Annotated in this window: 18 protein-coding genes; 11 read left to right on the top strand and 7 right to left on the bottom strand. The window is 39.5% G+C overall.

The window, feature by feature from the left end; genetic code table 11:
* Positions 1–29: 29 nt before the first annotated feature.
* From glmM to recJ, 3 genes are read left to right on the top strand one after another with little or no spacing between them, the layout of a single operon-like run.
* Positions 30–1,367: a phosphoglucosamine mutase gene (glmM, locus tag J663_RS08345; protein ID WP_032004989.1), complete on the top strand. Its 1,338-nt coding sequence runs from the start codon at positions 30–32 to the stop codon at positions 1,365–1,367.
* A 10-nt stretch (positions 1,368–1,377) separates the two neighbouring features.
* Complete coding sequence (gene pdxH, locus J663_RS08340; protein ID WP_032004988.1) at positions 1,378–2,034, top strand: pyridoxamine 5'-phosphate oxidase; 657 nt, start codon at positions 1,378–1,380, stop codon at positions 2,032–2,034.
* Positions 2,035–3,735, top strand: a complete 1,701-nt coding sequence (gene recJ, locus J663_RS08335) for a single-stranded-DNA-specific exonuclease RecJ (RefSeq protein WP_033849047.1) — start codon at positions 2,035–2,037, stop codon at positions 3,733–3,735.
* Between the two features lie 46 nt (positions 3,736–3,781).
* Here recJ and J663_RS08330 read toward each other — a convergent pair whose 3' ends face one another.
* Positions 3,782–4,549, bottom strand: a complete 768-nt coding sequence (locus tag J663_RS08330; RefSeq protein ID WP_033849046.1) for a putative porin — start codon at positions 4,547–4,549, stop codon at positions 3,782–3,784.
* 392 nt (positions 4,550–4,941) lie between these two features.
* On the opposite strand from J663_RS08330, the gene prfB reads away from it, so the two are divergent.
* The 5 genes from prfB (at position 4,942) to J663_RS08305 (ending at position 9,808) form a co-directional block, all read left to right on the top strand.
* A protein-coding gene (prfB, locus tag J663_RS08325) for a peptide chain release factor 2 (RefSeq protein WP_099475557.1) occupies positions 4,942–6,037 on the top strand; the annotation gives its coding sequence in 2 pieces (ribosomal slippage) (positions 4,942–5,013 and positions 5,015–6,037; 1,095 coding nt in all).
* A gap of 243 nt (positions 6,038–6,280) precedes the next feature.
* Positions 6,281–6,583: an ArsR/SmtB family transcription factor gene (locus J663_RS08320; RefSeq protein ID WP_002121891.1), complete on the top strand. Its 303-nt coding sequence runs from the start codon at positions 6,281–6,283 to the stop codon at positions 6,581–6,583.
* Positions 6,584–6,611: 28 nt separating this feature from the next.
* Positions 6,612–7,670, top strand: coding sequence for an alkene reductase (locus tag J663_RS08315; protein WP_033849044.1), 1,059 nt, complete (start codon positions 6,612–6,614; stop codon positions 7,668–7,670).
* Between the two features lie 141 nt (positions 7,671–7,811).
* Positions 7,812–9,104: a 3-deoxy-D-manno-octulosonic acid transferase gene (locus tag J663_RS08310; RefSeq protein WP_033849042.1), complete on the top strand. Its 1,293-nt coding sequence runs from the start codon at positions 7,812–7,814 to the stop codon at positions 9,102–9,104.
* Positions 9,101–9,808 (top strand): 16S rRNA (uracil(1498)-N(3))-methyltransferase, encoded by a 708-nt coding sequence (locus tag J663_RS08305; protein ID WP_033849041.1) that lies wholly within the window; start codon positions 9,101–9,103, stop codon positions 9,806–9,808. The genes J663_RS08310 and J663_RS08305 overlap by 4 nt, the downstream gene beginning before the upstream one ends.
* Here the strand turns inward: J663_RS08305 and J663_RS08300 are convergent.
* Both J663_RS08300 and J663_RS08295 read right to left on the bottom strand, forming a co-directional pair.
* Complete coding sequence (locus J663_RS08300) at positions 9,788–10,768, bottom strand: mechanosensitive ion channel family protein (protein WP_017402841.1); 981 nt, start codon at positions 10,766–10,768, stop codon at positions 9,788–9,790. The genes J663_RS08305 and J663_RS08300 overlap by 21 nt on opposite strands.
* A gap of 113 nt (positions 10,769–10,881) precedes the next feature.
* On the bottom strand, positions 10,882–11,457 hold the full coding sequence (locus J663_RS08295; protein ID WP_033849039.1) for a DUF805 domain-containing protein: 576 nt from the start codon (positions 11,455–11,457) through the stop codon (positions 10,882–10,884).
* Between the two features lie 294 nt (positions 11,458–11,751).
* Between J663_RS08295 and acs the strand changes: the two genes are divergently transcribed.
* Positions 11,752–13,701 carry an acetate--CoA ligase gene (acs, locus tag J663_RS08290; RefSeq protein WP_033849038.1) on the top strand — a complete coding sequence of 650 codons (1,950 nt, stop codon included), beginning with the start codon at positions 11,752–11,754 and terminating at the stop codon, positions 13,699–13,701.
* Positions 13,702–13,742: 41 nt separating this feature from the next.
* Here the strand turns inward: acs and J663_RS08285 are convergent, their stop codons facing one another.
* Positions 13,743–14,285: a cysteine hydrolase family protein gene (locus J663_RS08285; protein ID WP_033849037.1), complete on the bottom strand. Its 543-nt coding sequence runs from the start codon at positions 14,283–14,285 to the stop codon at positions 13,743–13,745.
* Between the two features lie 105 nt (positions 14,286–14,390).
* On the opposite strand from J663_RS08285, the gene J663_RS08280 reads away from it, so the two are divergent.
* On the top strand, positions 14,391–14,804 hold the full coding sequence (locus J663_RS08280) for an Lrp/AsnC family transcriptional regulator (protein WP_014207916.1): 414 nt from the start codon (positions 14,391–14,393) through the stop codon (positions 14,802–14,804).
* Positions 14,805–14,898: 94 nt separating this feature from the next.
* Here J663_RS08280 and sfnG read toward each other — a convergent pair whose 3' ends face one another.
* Together sfnG and msuE are read right to left on the bottom strand one after the other, a co-directional pair.
* Positions 14,899–16,011 carry a dimethylsulfone monooxygenase SfnG gene (sfnG, locus tag J663_RS08275; RefSeq protein ID WP_033849034.1) on the bottom strand — a complete coding sequence of 371 codons (1,113 nt, stop codon included), beginning with the start codon at positions 16,009–16,011 and terminating at the stop codon, positions 14,899–14,901.
* A 44-nt stretch (positions 16,012–16,055) separates the two neighbouring features.
* The gene (msuE, locus tag J663_RS08270) at positions 16,056–16,793 is read right to left on the bottom strand and encodes an FMN reductase (RefSeq protein WP_016142782.1); all 738 of its coding nucleotides are present in this window, start codon (positions 16,791–16,793) and stop codon (positions 16,056–16,058) included.
* Between the two features lie 376 nt (positions 16,794–17,169).
* Between msuE and J663_RS08265 the strand changes: the two genes are divergently transcribed.
* Positions 17,170–17,820, top strand: coding sequence for a response regulator (locus J663_RS08265; RefSeq protein ID WP_033849032.1), 651 nt, complete (start codon positions 17,170–17,172; stop codon positions 17,818–17,820).
* A gap of 38 nt (positions 17,821–17,858) precedes the next feature.
* Here the strand turns inward: J663_RS08265 and J663_RS08260 are convergent, their stop codons facing one another.
* Entirely contained in the window at positions 17,859–18,626 is a 768-nt protein-coding gene (locus J663_RS08260; protein ID WP_005066850.1) for a hypothetical protein, read from the bottom strand.
* Positions 18,627–19,006: the final 380 nt, after the last annotated feature.

Here is a 19,006-nt window from a genome sequence, read left to right as displayed (position 1 = left end):
GCTGAAGTGGCGTAAAAATGAGATAAGCTATGAGTTATTTTGGAACGGATGGTATTCGTGGAAAATTTGGGCAAATGCCTATTACTCCAGAGTTTGCTTTAAAACTCGGTTTTGCTGCAGGGAAGGTATTAAAACGAACGAGTCCAAAAAATAAGCCACTTGTTGTATTAGGAAAAGACACTCGTTTATCTGGTTATATTTTAGAGTCTGCTTTGCAGGCGGGGTTAAACGCTGCTGGCGTATATGTTCATTTGCTTGGCCCATTACCGACCCCAGCAATTGCGCACCTTACTCGTGCTTTACATGCGCATGCAGGTATCGTGATTTCTGCATCACATAACCCATATTTTGATAATGGTATTAAATTTTTCTCAAGCGAAGGTAAAAAATTACCAGATGCTCTACAAGAAGAAATTAACCTCGAATTAGAAAAAGATTTGTTTATTGAGGACACGGCAAACTTAGGTAAAAGTGTTCGTGTAAATGATGCGAATGGTCGCTATATCGAATTTTGTAAATCTACTTTCCCTTACCACTTTGACTTAAATAATTTAAAGATTGTGTTGGACTGTGCTCATGGTGCGGCGTATAGCGTTGGTCCTTCGGTTTTCCGTGAGTTAGGGGCAAAAGTTGTTGCTTTATATAATGAGCCAGATGGTTTAAATATTAATGAAGGTTGTGGTTCAACACATCCTGAAAAACTACAAAAAGCTGTAGTTGAGCACGAAGCAGATTTAGGGATTGCCTTTGATGGTGATGCTGACCGTGTTGTGATGGTCGATAAGTTTGGTAACTTAATTGATGGCGACCATATCTTATATATTTTAGCGACTCAGGCTCAAAATAAGCCAGCAGGCGTAGTGGGCACTGTCATGAGTAATATGGCACTCGAAGTCGCACTTGAAAAAGCGAATGTTGGTTTTGTTCGTGCTAAGGTTGGTGACCGTTATGTATTACAAGCCCTAGAAGAAAATGGTTGGGTTACTGGTGGGGAACCATCTGGCCATATTTTAACGTTAGACAAGAGCACAACTGGTGATGCGATTATTGCAGCACTTCAAGTTTTAACCGTGATGGTCGAGCAAAATAAGGCTCTTCATGAACTGGTTCAAGACTTTAAACTATTCCCACAAATTCTTGTGAATGTACGTTTAGAACAAATGCTTGATCCGTATTCTATCCCTGCATTGGTTGCCGAGTTTGATAAAGCAGAAGCACAGCTCAAAGGACGTGGACGAATCTTGATTCGTAAGTCAGGTACAGAGCCTGTAATTCGTGTTATGGTCGAAGGTGATGATGAGCAAGAAGTGAATGCTTTAGCTCAGCATTTAGCAGATTCAGTTCGTTCACAAGCACAAGTCGCATAAGGTGCATGACATGAGTGATGTCATTAAAGATTTAAGTGAATTACGCTTAAGCTACGAGCAAGGAGAATTGCATGAGGGGCAAGTTGAATCTAGTCCTCATCAGCAGTTTCTTGGTTGGTTTAACCATGCTCTAGCAGCTAATTTGCATGAACCCTATGCAATGTCATTAGCGACAGCAAGTGCGAATGGCAGACCTCATGTTCGAACAGTTTTGTTACGTGGGGCTACAGAAGCTGGGTATGATTTTTATACTAACTACGACAGTCAGAAAGGTATCGATTTGGCAGAAAACCCATATGCCGAATTATTATTTTACTGGCCAAGTCTAGAGCGTCAGGTGCGAGTTGGTGGTCATGTAGTCAAAATTGCTGAGCAAGAGTCTACAGATTACTATCGTAAACGACCACGTGATAGCCAGATTGCAGCGCATATCAGTACGCCGCAAAGTGGTAAGATTGAAAGCCGAGAGCTGTTACAGCAACGTTTTCAAGACTTACAACAGCAAGTTACAAGTCGTGAAGTGCTTGATAAACCAGAGTTCTGGGGAGGCTATCGTTTGCAGCCAGATTATTATGAATTCTGGCAAGGGCGACCAAATCGTTTACATGACCGCTTGAGTTATGAAAAAATCGACGGTCAATGGACGCTGCACCGACTGATGCCTTAAATGACAAAAATACAAATCAAACAAAGACCTTTATTGACACGCCCTGAACAGTTTCAGGGCGTGCCTCCGTTTATTGCCGAAATTTTGGCAAGGCGTGGGGTACAATCTGAACAGGAATTAGAGTTAAAGCTTAAGAATTTATTAGCTCCACAGCTCAAGGGATTAGAAACTGCTGTGGCATTAATAGATCAAGCTATTGATGAGCAGAAAAAAATTGTTATTGTCGGTGATTATGATGCCGATGGTGCAACTAGCACAGCTTTAATGGTATTGGTGCTTCGCGATATGGGGGCACAAGTCGACTATTTGGTTCCAGACCGATTTAAATACGGTTATGGGCTTACCCCCGCAATTGCAGAGCTTGCACATCAAACTTATCAACCCGATTTATTAATTACAGTCGATAATGGAATTTCCAGCCATGCTGGAGTTGATGCAGCACACGCGCTGGGCATGCAAGTGGTTATTACAGATCACCATTTAACGACTAAAGAAACACCGCTTGCAGAAGCAGTTGTAAACCCAAATCAGTTAGGTTGTGAGTTCCCAAGTAAGGCGCTTGCAGGTGTTGGAGTTGCATTTTATGTGCTGGCCAATTTAGCAAGTTTACGTAACAAGCAAAACAAAAGTACAAGTAAAGTCACTCAATATCTAGACTTGGTTGCTTTGGGAACGTATGCGGATGTTGCTGTTCTAGATTATAACAACCGTATTTTGGTTGATGCAGGTGTAAAACGTATTCAACAACATCAATGCCGAGTCGGAATATTGGCGTTGCTAGATATTGCTGGCCGTGAGGCTTCATCTTTGCGTGCACAAGATTTAGGTTTTGTTTTAGGTCCGCGTATTAACGCTGCTGGACGCATGGAGAGCATGCGTATAGGCATTGAATGTTTATTAGCTGACACTATGGAATCTGCCTATCCGATCGCGAGACAGTTAAATCAATTAAATATAGAGCGCCGTCAAATCGAAGGGGAGATGAAGCAACAAGCCTTGTCTGCTTTAGATAGCTTGCAGCTCTCGAAGGAAGACGTTCCTCCAGCTCTTATACTCTTCGAAGAAAACTGGCATCAAGGTGTGATTGGAATTGTAGCGGGGCGTTTAAAAGAGCAGTTTCATCGTCCCACTATTGTATTTGCACCTGATGAAGATGGTATTCATATAAAAGGATCTGCACGTTCAATTGATGGGGTTCATATTCGAGATACGATTGAACAGGTTGCTGAACAACATCCAGAATTGGTGAGCCATTTTGGTGGTCATGCAGCAGCAGCAGGTTTAACCATACATAAAGAAAACTTCGAAGCTTTTAAAACTGCATTTACCAATTGCATTGCAGCAATGGAAGAATCTTTGTTTCAAGCAACGCTATGGACGGATGGAGAACTCCCTGCTTCGGCTTTGCAACTAAATACATTAGATTGGATAGAACAGTTGGGGCCTTGGGGACAAAAATTCCCTTTTCCTCAGTTTGAGGGGCATTTTAAAGTTGTTGATTATCGCTGGCTTAAAGAAACGCATTTGAAGCTTAAATTAGCACTCGATCAATACAGTTTTGATGCAATTGCTTTTAATGCAGCAGGCCGTTTTGAATTTGACCCAATGCGGGATTATGTACATTTGGTCTATGAAATAGATCGTAATGCATTTAATGGTAATGTGAATTTACAATTACGCATCGTACATTTAAACCAATAAAAAATCCGCTCAATTGAGCGGATTTTTTTTATGACTTTAGGCTTGATTAGAAGCGGTATGCTGCACGAACACCATAAGTGTTGTCGTTATCACCAAATCCAACACGGCCTTCAACACTTACTTGCTGATTTAAGAATTTTTTAGCATTGATACCAAATTCATCTTTATCAGTTAAGTCGTTGTTGTAGTAATCAGCACCAACACTTAAAGTTTTGTCGATGTAGTAGTCACCACGAACTTTATATTCGTCTAGGTCACCGAACGCACCGAACGCTTCAAGGTTTACGTCATGTTGACCTACTTGAGTTACGTATTTAGCACGAACTGTTGGATCAGCGCCGTCTTTGCCGTCTTTTTCGTCGTAGCCTTTAACACCTAGAGCAAGTAATAAACCTGGAGCTGGTAAATAACCTACTTCAGCTGCATAAGTAGTTACTTTTTGGTCGTAATTAGTGTTATCAATTTCACGCTCATTTCGACCTACATCACCGCTAAGGTAGAAATCTGAGTTAGGAACGTAATATTCAACACCTACGCCATACTGAGTATCTTTTGTACCGCTGTTATCGCCATAGTTGATAAGGGCTTTAACGTTACTTGCACGGCTTAAGAAAGCTGCTTCAGCAAGTGGAGCGTTACGAGTTTGAACAGGATTAAAGTAATAAGTCCCGTCAACACCGAATTTACTTACGCTGCTACCGTTGTCTGGATCAAGATAATTGTAAGAACCACCAACTTCAGCTTGGTAAGCGTTTGCTGCGCCACTCACTGCGAGTGCAGATAAAAGAGCTGATGCAATTGCTAGTTTTTTCATGGAATCTCTCCCCTCTAAAAAGCGATTTTATAAATGTTTTGTTACAACTTTTAGTCTAGACGAAAAAGCTTAGTCGTCAATCTTGCGCAAGTAACCGTACTGTAACCGTGTGATATTTATGTAAATCAATTTAATTTAACAAATTGATTTTAAAGTATAAAAACATAATGTTTTATTTTATTAAAATTGAGGATATTTTGTGTAGATCATAAAAAATGCTGTAAAAGTACCCAATTTTGTATGAGGATGTTACCAATTAATCTTAAATTGAACTGAAGAAAATTTATAAATTAAATTGATGAAATATGATGAGAAATACAAAGCGGGTTCGTAGATAACCGCAGCTATGCTAAAATAATTGACTGTTTATCTGCTCTTATGGGAACACTCGCGTGGAAATTAATCCTTATCTAAACCAATTGAAAGACTTAACTGATCGTAGCCAAACACTACGGGGGTATCTTTGACTACGATCTGAAAAAAGAACGTTTAGAAGAAGTTTTACGTGAGTTAGAAGACCCTGCGATCTGGAATGATCAAAGCCGTGCTCAGGCAATGGCGAAAGAAAAAGGTGAACTAGAAAACGTTATTAATGTATTGGATGGCTTATCTACACAGCTTGAAGATGCAAAAGCGATGTTAGATTTGGCTGTAGAAGCCGACGATGAAAGCCTGCTTGAAGATGTTCAGTCTGAGCTTGGGGCTGCCGAAGATGAACTGGCTAAACTTGAATTCCGTCGTATGTTTAGTAACCCAATGGACCCGAATCCTTGCTATGTAGAGATTCAATCAGGTTCAGGTGGTACAGAAGCACAAGATTGGGCGTCTATGCTTTTACGTATGTATATGCGCTGGATTGAACGTCATGGCTTTAAAGCAGAACTTATGGAAGTGTCTGACGGTGACGTAGCAGGTATTAAATCAGCAACGATTCGTGTTGAAGGTGAATATGCCTACGGTTGGTTACGCACAGAGTCAGGTGTACACCGTTTAGTTCGTAAATCACCATTTGACAGTGGCAACCGCCGTCACACTTCATTCTCTGCGGTATTTATTTCACCAGAGGTTGATGACAATATTGAAATTGATATTAACCCTTCTGATGTTCGTACTGATACTTACCGTGCATCTGGTGCTGGTGGTCAGCATATTAACAAGACCGACTCGGCTGTGCGTTTGACTCACATCCCAACAGGTATTGTGGTGGCGTGTCAGAACCAGCGTTCGCAACACGCTAACCGTGACCACGCATGGAAACAGTTACGTGCACGTTTGTATGAATTGGAAATGCAAAAACGTAATGAAGCAGCTCAAGCTCTAGAAGACTCGAAGTCTGATATTGGTTGGGGAAGCCAAATTCGTTCATATGTATTAGATGATTCTCGTATTAAAGATTTACGTACCGGTGTTGAAAACTCTAATACAGGTGCTGTTCTTGATGGTGACCTTGATCGTTTTATCGAAGCGAGTTTAAAACAAGGTTTATAAGAGTCTGCTGAACTTTTAGTTTAAATACAGTTCATCTATGAATATGTAGAACTCTTGGATTTTTAGCGATTAAAACGGCAAAGCAGTTCAGTTTTCGAATGTTAATCGAAAAAATACGATATGAATATCGAAAAAAATAGATATGAATATCGAAAAAAATAGATATGAATATCGAAAAAATGCGATATTATATTTTCGAAATGCTGAACAAAGCTTTGTTCGTTTAAAAGACGTGTTGAGCCTATGGATATTGATGCAATTAGCAAAGCCCTTTCCAACCCTCTACGTCGGCAAATTTTGCAATGGTTAAAAGAACCTGCACATTATTTACCGGTGGAAGAATGTGGTGGTAGTTTTGAGAAGGGTGTTTGTGCAGGTCATATTGAACGTTTGGGTAAAGTAGCTCAGTCTACGATGTCTAATCATTTGTCTGTGTTACAGCAGGCGGGGCTTATTCAGGTCCAAAAATATGGTCAATGGTCTTATTTTTCACGTAACGAAGCTTTGATTCAGCAATATATCGAACATTTAAAACAAACACTTTAAATTATTAAAAGTGTAAGTCGAGGCGATTATGGCTGAACTCAATACTCCTTTAACGGTTGGTGATTTTGAAATCAAAAATCGATTGGTAATGGCTCCATTAACGCGTGCGCGTAGTGGTGAAAGCCGAGTGCCTAATGATTTAATGGTTGAATACTATCAACAACGTGCAAATGCCGGTCTAATTTTGACTGAAGCAACAGTGATTGGTTCAAAAACTGTGGGTTACGCAGACACCCCAGGGCTATGGTCACAAGAGCAGGCACAAGCTTGGAATAAAATTATTGAGGCAGTTCATGCTCAAGGTTCAAAAATTGTAGCTCAACTTTGGCATGTAGGCCGTATTTCGCATCCTGAACTTTTAGATGGTGATATTCCTGTTGCACCAAGTGCAATCCAACCTGCGGGTGAAGTGAGTTTATTGCGTCCTAAACGTCCGTATGTAACACCGCGTGCACTTTCAATTGAAGAGATTCAAGAAGTTATTGCTCAATACAAACATTCAGCAGAACTGGCTAAAGCAGCAGGTTTTGATGGTGTTGAATTACACGCAGCGAATGGTTACTTGATTGACCAGTTCCTTCAAAGTAATACCAACCAACGTGATGACGAATACGGTGGTCCTGTTGAAAACCGTGCACGTTTATTATTAGAAGTCATTGATGCATTTATTGAAGTGTGGGGCGCTGGCCGAGTAGGTGTTCATATTGCACCGCGTGGTGATTCACACGATATGGGAGATGAAAACCCATTAGCAACTTTTGGTTATGTAGTTGAACAACTTAACCAACGTAATGTTGCTTTCATTTTCTCTCGTGAATATGAAGCTGCTGATAGTATTAGTCCTAAACTTCGCGAAAAATTTAATGGTGTATGGATTGCCAATGAGAACCTAACACCAGAATCAGCAAAACGTATCTTGCGTGAAGGTCAGGCAGATGCTGTATCTTTTGGTAAAGCATATATTGCTAACCCAGATCTTTTACAGCGTTTAGAAAAAGACTTGCCATTAAATGAACTTCAACCAACAACTTTATATGCTAAAGGCGCTGAAGGTTATACAGACTATCCAGCACTAGAAGCTTCATAATATCTTTGAAATTATGATTTGCTGAATTTAGTAAATCGCTTTTCTTGTAATGGTAGAGTTTAGGTATCGAAACTCTGCCATTTTTTCTATCTATGTTATATTTTCTCCAGTTTAAAACTTTGACTATTTGAGGCAAACCGCTTGGCGACCCCTTTTTGGTACAACACCGCACTCCATTTATTAAAACCTTTTTACCAATGGCGGATAAAAAGACGTGCAGAAAGCCAGGAATTATATAATCAGGAATGTCTTGAAAGATTTGGGCCGTTTGAGTCTCCGAAAAATGTAAGAGCAATTTGGTTCCATGCTGTTTCGGTTGGAGAAACCAATGCTGCCCAGCCTTTAATCGAGCATTATCTTAAACTCGGTCAACCTGTATTAGTTACTAATACAACGAAGACAGGGCAGGCGCGTGCCAAATCGTTATTTTTAAAAGCACCTTATTTAGATTTATTTCAAGCAGTTTATTTGCCTGTTGATCAAAAGCATCTTTTAAAACAATTTTTTGAGTTGTACCAGCCAAAACTTTTAGCATTGGTTGAGACCGAGCTTTGGCCAAATTTAATTGATCAAGCCAAGCTACAACAGGTTCCTTGTTTATTATTAAATGCGCGATTATCAGAAAAATCAGCTAAAGGTTATAGCCGTGTTTCAGGTCTAACAGCAGGAATGCTGAAACAAATTGACTGGGTGCTGGCACAAGATAATGCGACTCGACAACGTTATGTAGAACTTGGTTTAGATCAACAAAAAAGTCAGGTAGTTGGAAATATTAAGTTTGATATCCATGCGCCAGAGGCTTTTATAAATCAGGCTGAGCAATTACAACAACAATGGTATTTGGGACAGCGTAAAGTCCTGACAATTGCCAGTACGCATGCGCCAGAAGAACAACAAATTTTGCAGGCACTTGCACCTTATCTAAAGTCAGATCCAGATTTAGTTTGTATTGTCGTGCCTCGACATCCTGAACGTTTTGATGAAGTATTTGAAATTTGCCAAAACCTAGATTTAATTACTCACCGTAGAAGTATGAATCATAGTATTCACACCAGTACACAGGTTTATCTGGCAGATAGTATGGGTGAGCTTTGGTTGTGGTATGCCTTAAGTCAGGTATGTTTTGTGGGTGGATCACTTAATGAACCAGGTGGTGGGCATAATATTTTAGAGCCTATGGTTTTAAATGTACCAACCGTAATTGGACCTCGTTACTTTAATTTCCAAACCATTGTTGATGAATTTATTGATGAAAATGGTGTGCTCATTGCTCAAGACGCTGAGCAAGTTGTAGCAATCTGGATGGCATGTTTAGCTGAGCCTGAAGAAGCAAAGCAGGTGGTTGAGCAGGCGCATAAAGTTTTGCAGCGTAACCAAGGTTCATTACAAAAACATATTGGCGTAATTAATCGGTATTTGGCCGAAAAACCATGAATATCGTTTTACTAGAACCTGACGATGTTCAGTCAGATTTATGGTCAATCCGTTCAAAACGCCAATTACAGCATTTGCGTGAACATCTTGATATTACGGTTGGCCAAAATCTAAAAGTTGGTGTTCGTAATGGTGCACGCTATACCACTGAAATTGTTTCGATGAATGAGCAAGAAGTTTGTATACGACCTATCACTGAAGAAGTTGTACCTGCAAAACTTCCAGTACATTTAATCGTAGCGTTACCAAGGCCCAAAGTTTTACGCCGTTTAATTATGGATAGTGTGACTCTAGGTGTTGAAAGAATTAGTTTGATTCATAGTTATCGGGTAGATAAAAGCTATTGGCAAACTCCATTTTTACAACAACTTGATAACTATGTGACTTTAGGGCTTGAGCAAGCAGGCGACACCATTGCTCCTGAAATTCAATTATATAAACGCTTTAAACCTTTTGTTGAAGATGTTCTACCAAACTTAATTTCAAAGGAAAGTCCCGCCTATGTGGCTCATCCATATGCCGAGCAGAGCATGCCAGTTAATATTCCGCATGCATGCAGTGTAGTCGTTGGACCCGAAGGCGGCTTTATTCCCTATGAAGTTGATTTGCTCACAAAAAACGGCTGCCAAGCTGTGAGCTTAGGCAACCGTATTTTAAGAACTGAAACGTCTATTTCTTATATTTTAGGTCGTCTGTTTAGTTGATGCTTCTGGATTTAAAAGTGGCTGATTTGAAGCCATTTTTAATTCCTGAATTGGGTAAGGAATATTAATTCCGTTCTCATTGAAAGCTTGTTTTACTTGAGCTTGAATTGTGCTTGTAGATGAGGACATATCAGTTTCAGTGGTATCAACCCACCAACGTACAGTCAGATTAACCGAGAAATCTGCTAAAGCTGTAACGTTAACCGAGAAGGCTGGCTGACTCAGTACATTTCGGTCATTATTAAGAATATCTAAAATAATCTGTTTAGCTTTTTGTTCATCGTCGTCATATCCAATGCCAACTACAAACTCACAACGTCGTTGTTGATAGGCAGTATTTACAGTTAATGCACTTGTATAAACAGTTGCATTTGGAATAACAATACGACGGCCATCTGGTGAACGTAAGAATGTTGCACGAATTTGAATATCTTCAACAGTTCCTTCAAGTGAATTGACCACGATTGAATCGCCAATACGGAACGGTTCGCTCAATAAAATCAAAATACCTGAAAGCAAGTTTTGGAAAATATCTTTAAATGCGAAACCAATTGCGACCGAACCGATCCCTAATGCGCTCATAAGTTGTCCTGGGGTAAAACCCGGGATCATGATGACAAGTGCAATTAAGAATCCAAAAAATAAAATTGTCGTACTTCCTACACGGTTTAGAACCAACACTAGGTTTTGGCGCGTATAAGAGCGATTTTCTAAGGTTTTACGAACAAAGAACTTAAATAATTTGGTAAGTAGCCAAAAAATAATAAAAACGATAATCGCAATACAAATATAAGGCACACGTTCCCAGAAGCTATCCACGATTTTATCAATGGTGGTATAGGCATCATGATACTTTTCGGTATGGGCTAAAACCGTTTGAGTGGTTTTAGTACCTGCTTCTTGCAAAAGTTCGCCTGTATTTTTTGCAACATCCGTTAAGGATTTTTGTTCATCAGCCACGACAAGTCTCTATTTTAAAAAATTATGAAAGCGATGATCGGCCTTCATTATAGTAGGAGATAAAATGTGCGCCTACTATAATGAGTTCATCTGAATAATAAAGTGTTTTTTAATTAAAAGTATTCCGTTCCTTTTTGTAAGATTTGTGACGGGGTTTGAATAGTATCGGTACCAGAGAAGTAGTAAAAAAAGCCTGCGGTAGAAATAAGGCTAATTAAAATAGCGAATAAAATAAACCAAGCCATTAACTTTTCTATGAACGTTGATGGTCGAGATGGACCATATTGATTTGGACCTGGTGTACCTGAGGCAAGTAGTAAATAAATCATAAAAAAGAACTGAACAACTGGAATGAATAGTAGTAATCCCATCCAACCACTTTTATTTAGATCATGCAAACGTCGCACGACGAGAACAACATTTAAATAAATCAGGAATAGCCAAAAAGCCCATACCACCAAAGCACTGAGGCCAGAAAGAGAGCTATAAAACTCAAAATTAAATAAATTACTTGAAAGCTGAAAACTTCCAAGAAAGGAGGCCAGAATAAAATAACCCACGATTGTGACTAAATAAATCAGTCCATATCCACCTAAATAACTCATACGGTTAAAACGGCCATGAATTGAAAAAGGGCTATCTTTTAAAGGCAGCTGTGGTGGGCGTGAGGAAGTTGTTTGGGCAAACATATTATTTTATTCCTAGGTTGCATATGAGAGACAAAATAATCTTTGTTGATGATCAAAACCATCAAATATTGAAAAAATTATAAAAGTAAAAGCTATAGACAAATGTTTTAAATCAACTTAATTTTATAAAAATGTTCATAATTTCGTATGCTTGAGTAAGTGGTTAATATATGACCAAAGTCGCATTGTCTAGGCTTTGAAAGAGTCATCATACTGCAAAGGCATGCAAATAAGATCCAGTAAAATAATAGCCACAGTCTCGAGATGGGATGCACAAGATCAAGGAAGTTGCGTATGAATGAGATCTATCCAGTACCAGAGGAATTTAAAAAAACAGCTCGTACTGTTGAAGCAGACTACTTTAAACGTTATCAACACTCTATCGAGAACCCAGATGAATTCTGGGCAGAGCAAGCTAAAATTGTCGATTGGATAAAGCCATTTACCCAAGTTAAAAATACCAGTTTTGACAAAGACAATTTCAAAATTGAATGGTTTGCTGATGGTGAGTTGAACGTGTCAGCAAACTGCCTAGACAGGCATCTTAAAGAACATCCACATAAGCCTGCAATTATTTGGGAAGGGGACCATCCTTCTCGTCATAAAATCGTTTCTTATAAAGAATTACACGATGAAGTCTGCCGTTTTGCCAACGTTTTAAAGAAATATGGCATTGGTAAAGGTGACCGCGTTGTACTGTATATGCCAATGGTGACAGAAGCTGCAATTGCCATGTTAGCCTGTGCCCGTATTGGTGCTGTTCACTGTGTGGTATTTGGTGGGTTCTCGCCAGATTCTTTAGCAAGTCGTATTGAAGACAGCCAAGCTAAACTGGTGATTACCGCTGACTCAAGTCTACGTGCCGGAAAACTATTACCACTCAAAGAAAATGTTGATTTGGCTTTAGCATTGCCGGGTACTGAGTGTGTTGAAAATGTGATTGTGGTTTACCGTAATGCAAACCCGATTGAAATGAAGCCGGGCCGTGATTTGTGGTATCACCTCATTATTATGGAGGTTGATGCAAACTGTCCTCCAGAACCAATGAAGGCAGAAGACCCTTTATTTATTCTTTATACATCGGGCTCTACAGGTAAACCGAAAGGTGTGTTGCATACGACAGGCGGTTACTTAGTTTATGTAACCAGTACCTTTAAAGAGGTCTTCGATTTAAAACAAGATGATGTGTATTGGTGTACAGCCGATATCGGTTGGATTACAGGACATAGTTATCTAATTTATGGACCGCTAGCAAATGGTACCACGACCTTAATGTTTGAAGGCGTGCCTCAATACCCAACATGGGCACGTCTTGGTCACGTAGTCGATAAACATAAAGTTTCTATCTTATATACAGCTCCAACCGCAATTCGCGCCATGATGCGAGAGGGTGATTCGTTTGTACGCGAAAGTAACCGTAGCAGCCTGCGTTTACTTGGTTCGGTCGGTGAACCTATTAACCCTGAAGCTTGGAACTGGTACTACAACGTTGTTGGTGAAGGCCGCTGCCCGATTGTTGATACATGGTGGCAAACCGAAACAGGCGGTATTTTGATTGCGCCATTGCCGGGTGCAACAGCTTTAAAACCGGGTTCAGCAACACGTCCGTTATTTGGGGTCCAACCTGCCATTGTAGATGGTGAGGGTAATGAGCTAGAGGGTGCGGTTGAAGGTAACCTTGTGATTAAAGATTCATGGCCAGGCCAGATGCGTACCATTTGGGGTGACCCAGACCGCTTTATTGAAGCTTACTTCTCGACCTTTAAAAATACTTATTTTACGGGTGATGGTGCTCGCCGTGATGAAGATGGCTATTACTGGATCACAGGTCGTGTTGACGATGTCTTAAACGTTTCAGGTCATCGTCTGGGCACAGCTGAAATTGAAAGTGCTCTTGTTTCGCATGAATCAGTCGCAGAAGCAGCAGTGGTGGGCATGCCTCATGATATTAAAGGACAAGGTATTTGTACTTTCGTGACTTTACAGGCAGGGGTTCCAGAGTCGGAAGAACTGCGTAAAGAGTTAATCAACTGGGTACGTAAAGTACTAGGGCCAGTAGCTTCGCCAGATGCGCTGCATTGGGCTCCATCATTACCGAAAACCCGTTCCGGTAAAATCATGCGCCGTATTTTAAGAAAAATTGCAGCGAATGAGTTAGATAGTTTAGGTGATACTTCAACCTTGGCTGAACCTGCTGTGGTAGATCAGTTAATTGCAACAGTTTATCCTGATAAGCAAAACTAATTTTAAGAAAGCCCCATCTGGGGCTTTTTTATTGCTTTCTATTAAAAGCTTGCTAAAAAGTCAGCAGTATTTTCTACATTTGCAAACGTACTCAGCGCAGTTAAAAAAGCAGTTTGTACGTCTTCAGCTTTTACAGTTTTTCCGTCATGGCTTAAATCGCGAGTTGCGGTTGCATCTGCAATTAAGATGGGTTGATAGCCAAGTTCTTTGGCTGCACGTGTCCCTGAGTCAATACACATATGCGTCATCATGCCTGTAATCACGAGTTGCTCAATTTGATGTGCTTTTAAAAGCTCATCTAAATTGGTTTCTAAAAAACTATTTGGATAATGCTTTGTCACAATTAATGAATCACTGCCAGCACTGAGTTCAGGGTGAAGTAAAACCCCATCTGTATTTTCTTGGAAGAAACTCGCTTGTGGCGGGTTAATATGCTGCACATAAATGATGGGCAAGTTTTTCTCGTTAAAATATTGTTCGAGCTGCTTTATTTTTTCTAGCGCTTGATCTGGCCCAACCAATTCCATTTTGCCATTTTTAAAATAATCATTTTGAACATCGATAACTAATAGTGCTTGTTTCATGAGATTACTCTTGTTGATATGAGATAAAACAAGATTATTCTCTGTTTGAAAAATCGGCTATAGTCAGATGAAAGCATTACCGCCAGTTTTCTTTCGCCATGAAAAATGAATATTGAATTAGACCCGATTGATCTAAAAATTATTGCATTACTCAAACAAGATTCTCGTCTGACAAATAAAGACATTGGGCAGCGCGTCCATCGAACAGGACAGGCGGTGGGTGCTCGAATTGCTCAGTTAATGGATGCAGGGGTTATCAAAAACTACACTATTGCTGTGCAATATTCGCATAAACAATTTATTCATTTGCATTTAAATGAACAACGCGCATTTGAAGAAATTGAAAATTTAGTGAAGCAATACGAACAAATCGATGAATGCTTTAAAGTCATGGGCAATGCTTGCTATATGATTGTCAGCCATTTTGAACCCGCTGCCTTAAATGAATTTATCGAGAAACTTTCAAAATGGTGCCGTTACTCAGTTGAAACTGTGATTCGAGAAGTCGAGAAATCCTAAAAAATAAAGGCTCCAAGCCGAGTCTTGGAGCCAATAAATTCTTTATTTTTAATTTATTGTTTTTATTATCTTGCGCTGTTTTAACTGGGGTTTTTTAGGCTGATTTAGCTTGGATTTCTACCTCCTTCTCCTGTTGAAGTTCTAGCTGGCGAACGAGTGGTAGAACCTTTTCTCCGAAATATTCCACCTCTTCAATAAAATGTAAAAATCCGGAAAGAATCAAATCAACCCCTACATTTTTAAGTGCCACAATACGCTCAGCAATTTGTTGTGGTGTACCAATTAAATTGGTTTTAAAGCCATCGTTGTATTGCACTAAGTCTTCAAAACTTGATTTTGCCCAGTTACCTTGTTGCTCTGGTGAAGCAGCACCTGCTTCACGTGTAGCATCTCCAAATGCATTTACGGCTTCAGTGTTGGCTTTATCAATAATTTCTTTAAGTACCGCTTTTGCTTCTTCTTCGGTATCTCTAGCAATAATGAAAGCATTTACCCCAATTTTGACATGGTGATTATTGGCTTTTGCTTTAGTACGAATATCTTCGACTTGTTTTTGAATTTCTTCTACCGTATTACCGTTAGTGAAATACCAGTCAGATACGCGAGACGCCATGTCACGTGCAGCACGTGAACTGCCGCCCTGAAACACTTCAATATAAGGCTTTTGCAGAGGTTTTGGTTTAAGTGTGTAGTTTTGAAACTGATAGTATTTACCATCGAAACTATAGTTATCGGTGGTCCAGATTCCTTTTAGTGTGCGAATAAATTCTTCGGAGCGAACATAACGTTCATCATGCTCAGGCCACTCTTCACCAATGGCATCAAACTCGCCTCTGAACCAACCACTCACTACGTTAATCGCAATACGGCCTTGAGTTAAATAATCAATCGTTGCAAGTTGTTTAGCGGCAAGTGCCGGTTTCCAAGGGCCGGGCAGAATAGCCGCGATGACCTTTAATTTTTCAGTTTTTGCTAGTAATGCATGACTGAAACTTACCGATTCATGTTGGTTTTCTGCCCCGTACCCAGCCGTAAAACGAATTTGGGTGAGCGCATATTCAAAACCATTGTTTTCGGCAGCCTGTGCAAGTCGAACATTGTAGTCATAACTCCAGTCTGTACGCTGTTCGATGTTACTCACTACAAGGCCACCGCTTACGTTTGGTACCCAATAAGCAAATTTAATTGGTTGTTGTAATTGCGTCATGGTTCACTCTCCCCATTCGTTATTTTTATTTAGCGATATTGCATTTAGGCAACATGCGTTAATGATTTGCCAGACTTGTGATGCAAACGAGATTCTGCCGCATCAAGGTCTGGTACAGCCGCTGAAGGCAATACTTCTTCTTGCTCAATTTGCTTGTTAATACCAAGCTCTTGATTTGCTTGCTGAGATTTAGGTTTAACTACTTCAGCACGTTTACCCTTCGCTGGCGCCCATTCTAAAATTGGTAATGCGCGTGCTACTGCTAACGTAATACGATCTGATAATTGCTCGCTTTTCACCGTATATTCAGGGGTAAAGTCACGATCTGTCGCATATACGCCAATTGGTAAAGTTTGTGCTTGAAAGAAACTGAATAATGGACGTAGTTGATGTTCAAGTACGAGTGCATGACGATCACTACCGCCTGATGCTGCTAAAAGTACAGGCACATCGACTAAAGCAGTCTGTTCAACAAAATCGAAGAAATGTTTGAAAAGACCTGTAAAAGATGCACGGTAAACGGGTGTACCTACAATTAAAGCATCTGCTGCTTCAACTGCTGCAAGGTCATCTTGTACGCGCTGTGGAAGTTGGTTGCGATAAAATGCGCCGCCTAATAGAGGTCCGATTTCGCTTAATTTAATAAAGTGAACTTTAATATCGATTGCTTCTGATAATTCATCAAGAATGGCTTGAACCAGACTTTCCGTTTTAGATGGGGTATTTAAGCCACCAGAAACAGCAACGATATTTAAAGGTTTTGGTGATGTGATACCAGTCATAATTTGGTTCCTAAGCCTAAAACAAGAGATTGGACTTATTAATCAACAATGACGGTGAACTGTAAAATAACGAAATTGGTCAACCTTATCAGTTTTAAATATAAAAGATAAATAGTGGATTTTTATACTTTGATTTTTTATTAAGTTGCTGTTTTTATTTTATATAATTATAGGTGATATATTTTTTATAATAAAAAGGAAGCTTATATAAAAAACAGATTAATTTTGATTAAAAGTTAAAAAACATCTCAAAATCTTGGCTAAGTTCTGCATTTATCAACATTTTGCATAAAAATGGATAAGATGAACGTATCTTTCATCTAAATAGTAGGGTTACAATAGGCCATACTTATGCTCAAGATTACTTTAATCGCTTATGAATATTTTAATCGTTGATGATCATCCTTTGTTTCGTCATGCTTTAATTCAAGCAGTACGTTATAGCCTGCCACAGGCACAAATTCATGAAACAGCCTCGGTTGATGAGTTTTATGAGCGTTTGGAAAATGGGGCAGAACCTGATCTAGTATTACTCGATTTAAATTTACCGGGTGCTTCAGGCTTTTCGGCTCTGGTTTATGTAAGAGCACAGTATCCATCTATTCCGATTATTGTTGTTTCTGCACATGAAGAAACTTCAATCATTCAGCGTGCAATCGCTCATGGTGCGATGGGTTATATTCCTAAGTCGGCTCATCCAAGTCATATTGGCGAAGCGATTCGTCAAGTCTTAGAGGGTGATATCTGGTTGCCACCTAACTTGCCATCTAATCTTAACCTTGACCCGAGAGCAGCAGATGAAACGGCTTTAGCTGAACGTATTCAATCTCTAACACCTCAGCAATTCCGTGTTTTGATGATGGTTGCGGAAGGTTTGTTAAATAAACAAATCGCATATGAGCTCGATGTTTCAGAAGCAACGATTAAAGCTCACGTAACGGCTATCTTTAAAAAATTAGGTGTGAAAACCCGTACAAAAGCCGTATTGGCCATTAGTGCATTAAATATTGAAGATAAGAAAATCTAAAAAAAGACCTCGATTGAGGTCTTTTTTATGTGTGCCACTTAAGCAAGGCAATCTTGCTTTGGTGTTAGGCTGTCGCAGTACAATGGATTAAGTGCGCATTGCAAATCATCAATTTGTTCTTGAGTCACATAGCCTTTCATTTTTAAATATTCAGCCACGCGGTCATCGCGTAGGCTTAAGAAGGCTGCATCATAAACGCCTAAATCAACAAATAAAGCAGCTGTTTCTAGACTGTTGAAGCGATCAAGAAAAATATCATTGCCATACATCAAGAAGATATGGTCGAGTTTTGCTTTTTCATCAACATGGAGTCGTTCAGCAAGTTGATCTGGATGCGTTTTAATAAAGAGTAAATCCGATAATTCATCAAACTGAGTCATATCTAACTGATTCTCGCCGAGTTTGACATGGCCAAGCCAAGCTTTGAAAACGAGTACAGCGCCGCCACGGAGTAGCATGCTCCAGATTTGATGACGTGTGTCATGGTCAAGATTTTCACTTTCAGCGCTAAGAACTTTTAAGAAATTTTCTTCTTGTTGTGCCAATTTATCAAATAAACCTAAACCTTGCGGATGATAAGCCGCAGGTGCAAATACATCAAAATTTAGATCATGAAATACATTAAGTGCGAGGGGGACGGCGCACTGATAAATTGTATTTAACGCTTTGATATGGGCTTCATTGAGCTTACTGTGAGGGAAAATACTTTGCCAATCTAGTTCAGGAAGTAAAGCATTGGCACTGTATTGACGATAAAACTGTTGAGACGAAAGTTGGCCTTGCGGGCTGTTATCAGAAATATTCATGGCAATTGTCCTTTGCATTAATTCGTGAGCAGGGGTGCTTAATATGGAAATGGGTTATAAAAATAGCTGTACATAGAATAAATTGGTTTTGAATATTTATGTGTCATGAAGAATGCAAGTAGAATACGACTAAAGTCGTATATGGTTGTTTTTATCTAATTATAATTTTAAAAAACAGAAGCTTATGAAATTGTAACTAAGTATACAAGTGTTCACTTACAAAAAAGGTGAGCTTTGCCATAGAAAAAGGGCTATTGGAAAGTTTGGCCAATTATTTAATCAACAAAAGTAGACTTTTTGAGCAGTTCTGCCTATTGGCTTAAATTAGACCAATAATTTTTGCCAAAAATCTCTCCCAAACTTATTAAAAGGTTTGGGAG

Origin of the sequence: Acinetobacter sp. 826659, from assembly GCF_000588515.1 — a bacterium.
Classification (GTDB): domain Bacteria; phylum Pseudomonadota; class Gammaproteobacteria; order Pseudomonadales; family Moraxellaceae; genus Acinetobacter; species Acinetobacter pittii.
Note: the sequence above shows the minus strand (reverse complement) of the source record. Positions and strands in the feature narration are given on the sequence as shown.

Coding starts and splice junctions, on each gene's coding strand:
- J663_RS08295 (WP_033849039.1), bottom strand. CDS start 11,457: ATGTTTGCCCAAACAACTTCCTCACGCCCACCACAGCTGCCTTTAAAA.
- J663_RS08330 (WP_033849046.1), bottom strand. CDS start 4,549: ATGAAAAAACTAGCAATTGCATCAGCTCTTTTATCTGCACTCGCAGTG.
- J663_RS08320 (WP_002121891.1), top strand. CDS start 6,281: ATGGATATTGATGCAATTAGCAAAGCCCTTTCCAACCCTCTACGTCGG.
- sfnG (WP_033849034.1), bottom strand. CDS start 16,011: ATGACGCAATTACAACAACCAATTAAATTTGCTTATTGGGTACCAAAC.
- pdxH (WP_032004988.1), top strand. CDS start 1,378: ATGAGTGATGTCATTAAAGATTTAAGTGAATTACGCTTAAGCTACGAG.
- glmM (WP_032004989.1), top strand. CDS start 30: ATGAGTTATTTTGGAACGGATGGTATTCGTGGAAAATTTGGGCAAATG.
- J663_RS08280 (WP_014207916.1), top strand. CDS start 14,391: ATGAATATTGAATTAGACCCGATTGATCTAAAAATTATTGCATTACTC.
- acs (WP_033849038.1), top strand. CDS start 11,752: ATGAATGAGATCTATCCAGTACCAGAGGAATTTAAAAAAACAGCTCGT.
- recJ (WP_033849047.1), top strand. CDS start 2,035: ATGACAAAAATACAAATCAAACAAAGACCTTTATTGACACGCCCTGAA.
- msuE (WP_016142782.1), bottom strand. CDS start 16,793: ATGACTGGTATCACATCACCAAAACCTTTAAATATCGTTGCTGTTTCT.
- J663_RS08260 (WP_005066850.1), bottom strand. CDS start 18,626: ATGAATATTTCTGATAACAGCCCGCAAGGCCAACTTTCGTCTCAACAG.
- J663_RS08285 (WP_033849037.1), bottom strand. CDS start 14,285: ATGAAACAAGCACTATTAGTTATCGATGTTCAAAATGATTATTTTAAA.
- J663_RS08265 (WP_033849032.1), top strand. CDS start 17,170: ATGAATATTTTAATCGTTGATGATCATCCTTTGTTTCGTCATGCTTTA.
- J663_RS08305 (WP_033849041.1), top strand. CDS start 9,101: ATGAATATCGTTTTACTAGAACCTGACGATGTTCAGTCAGATTTATGG.
- J663_RS08315 (WP_033849044.1), top strand. CDS start 6,612: ATGGCTGAACTCAATACTCCTTTAACGGTTGGTGATTTTGAAATCAAA.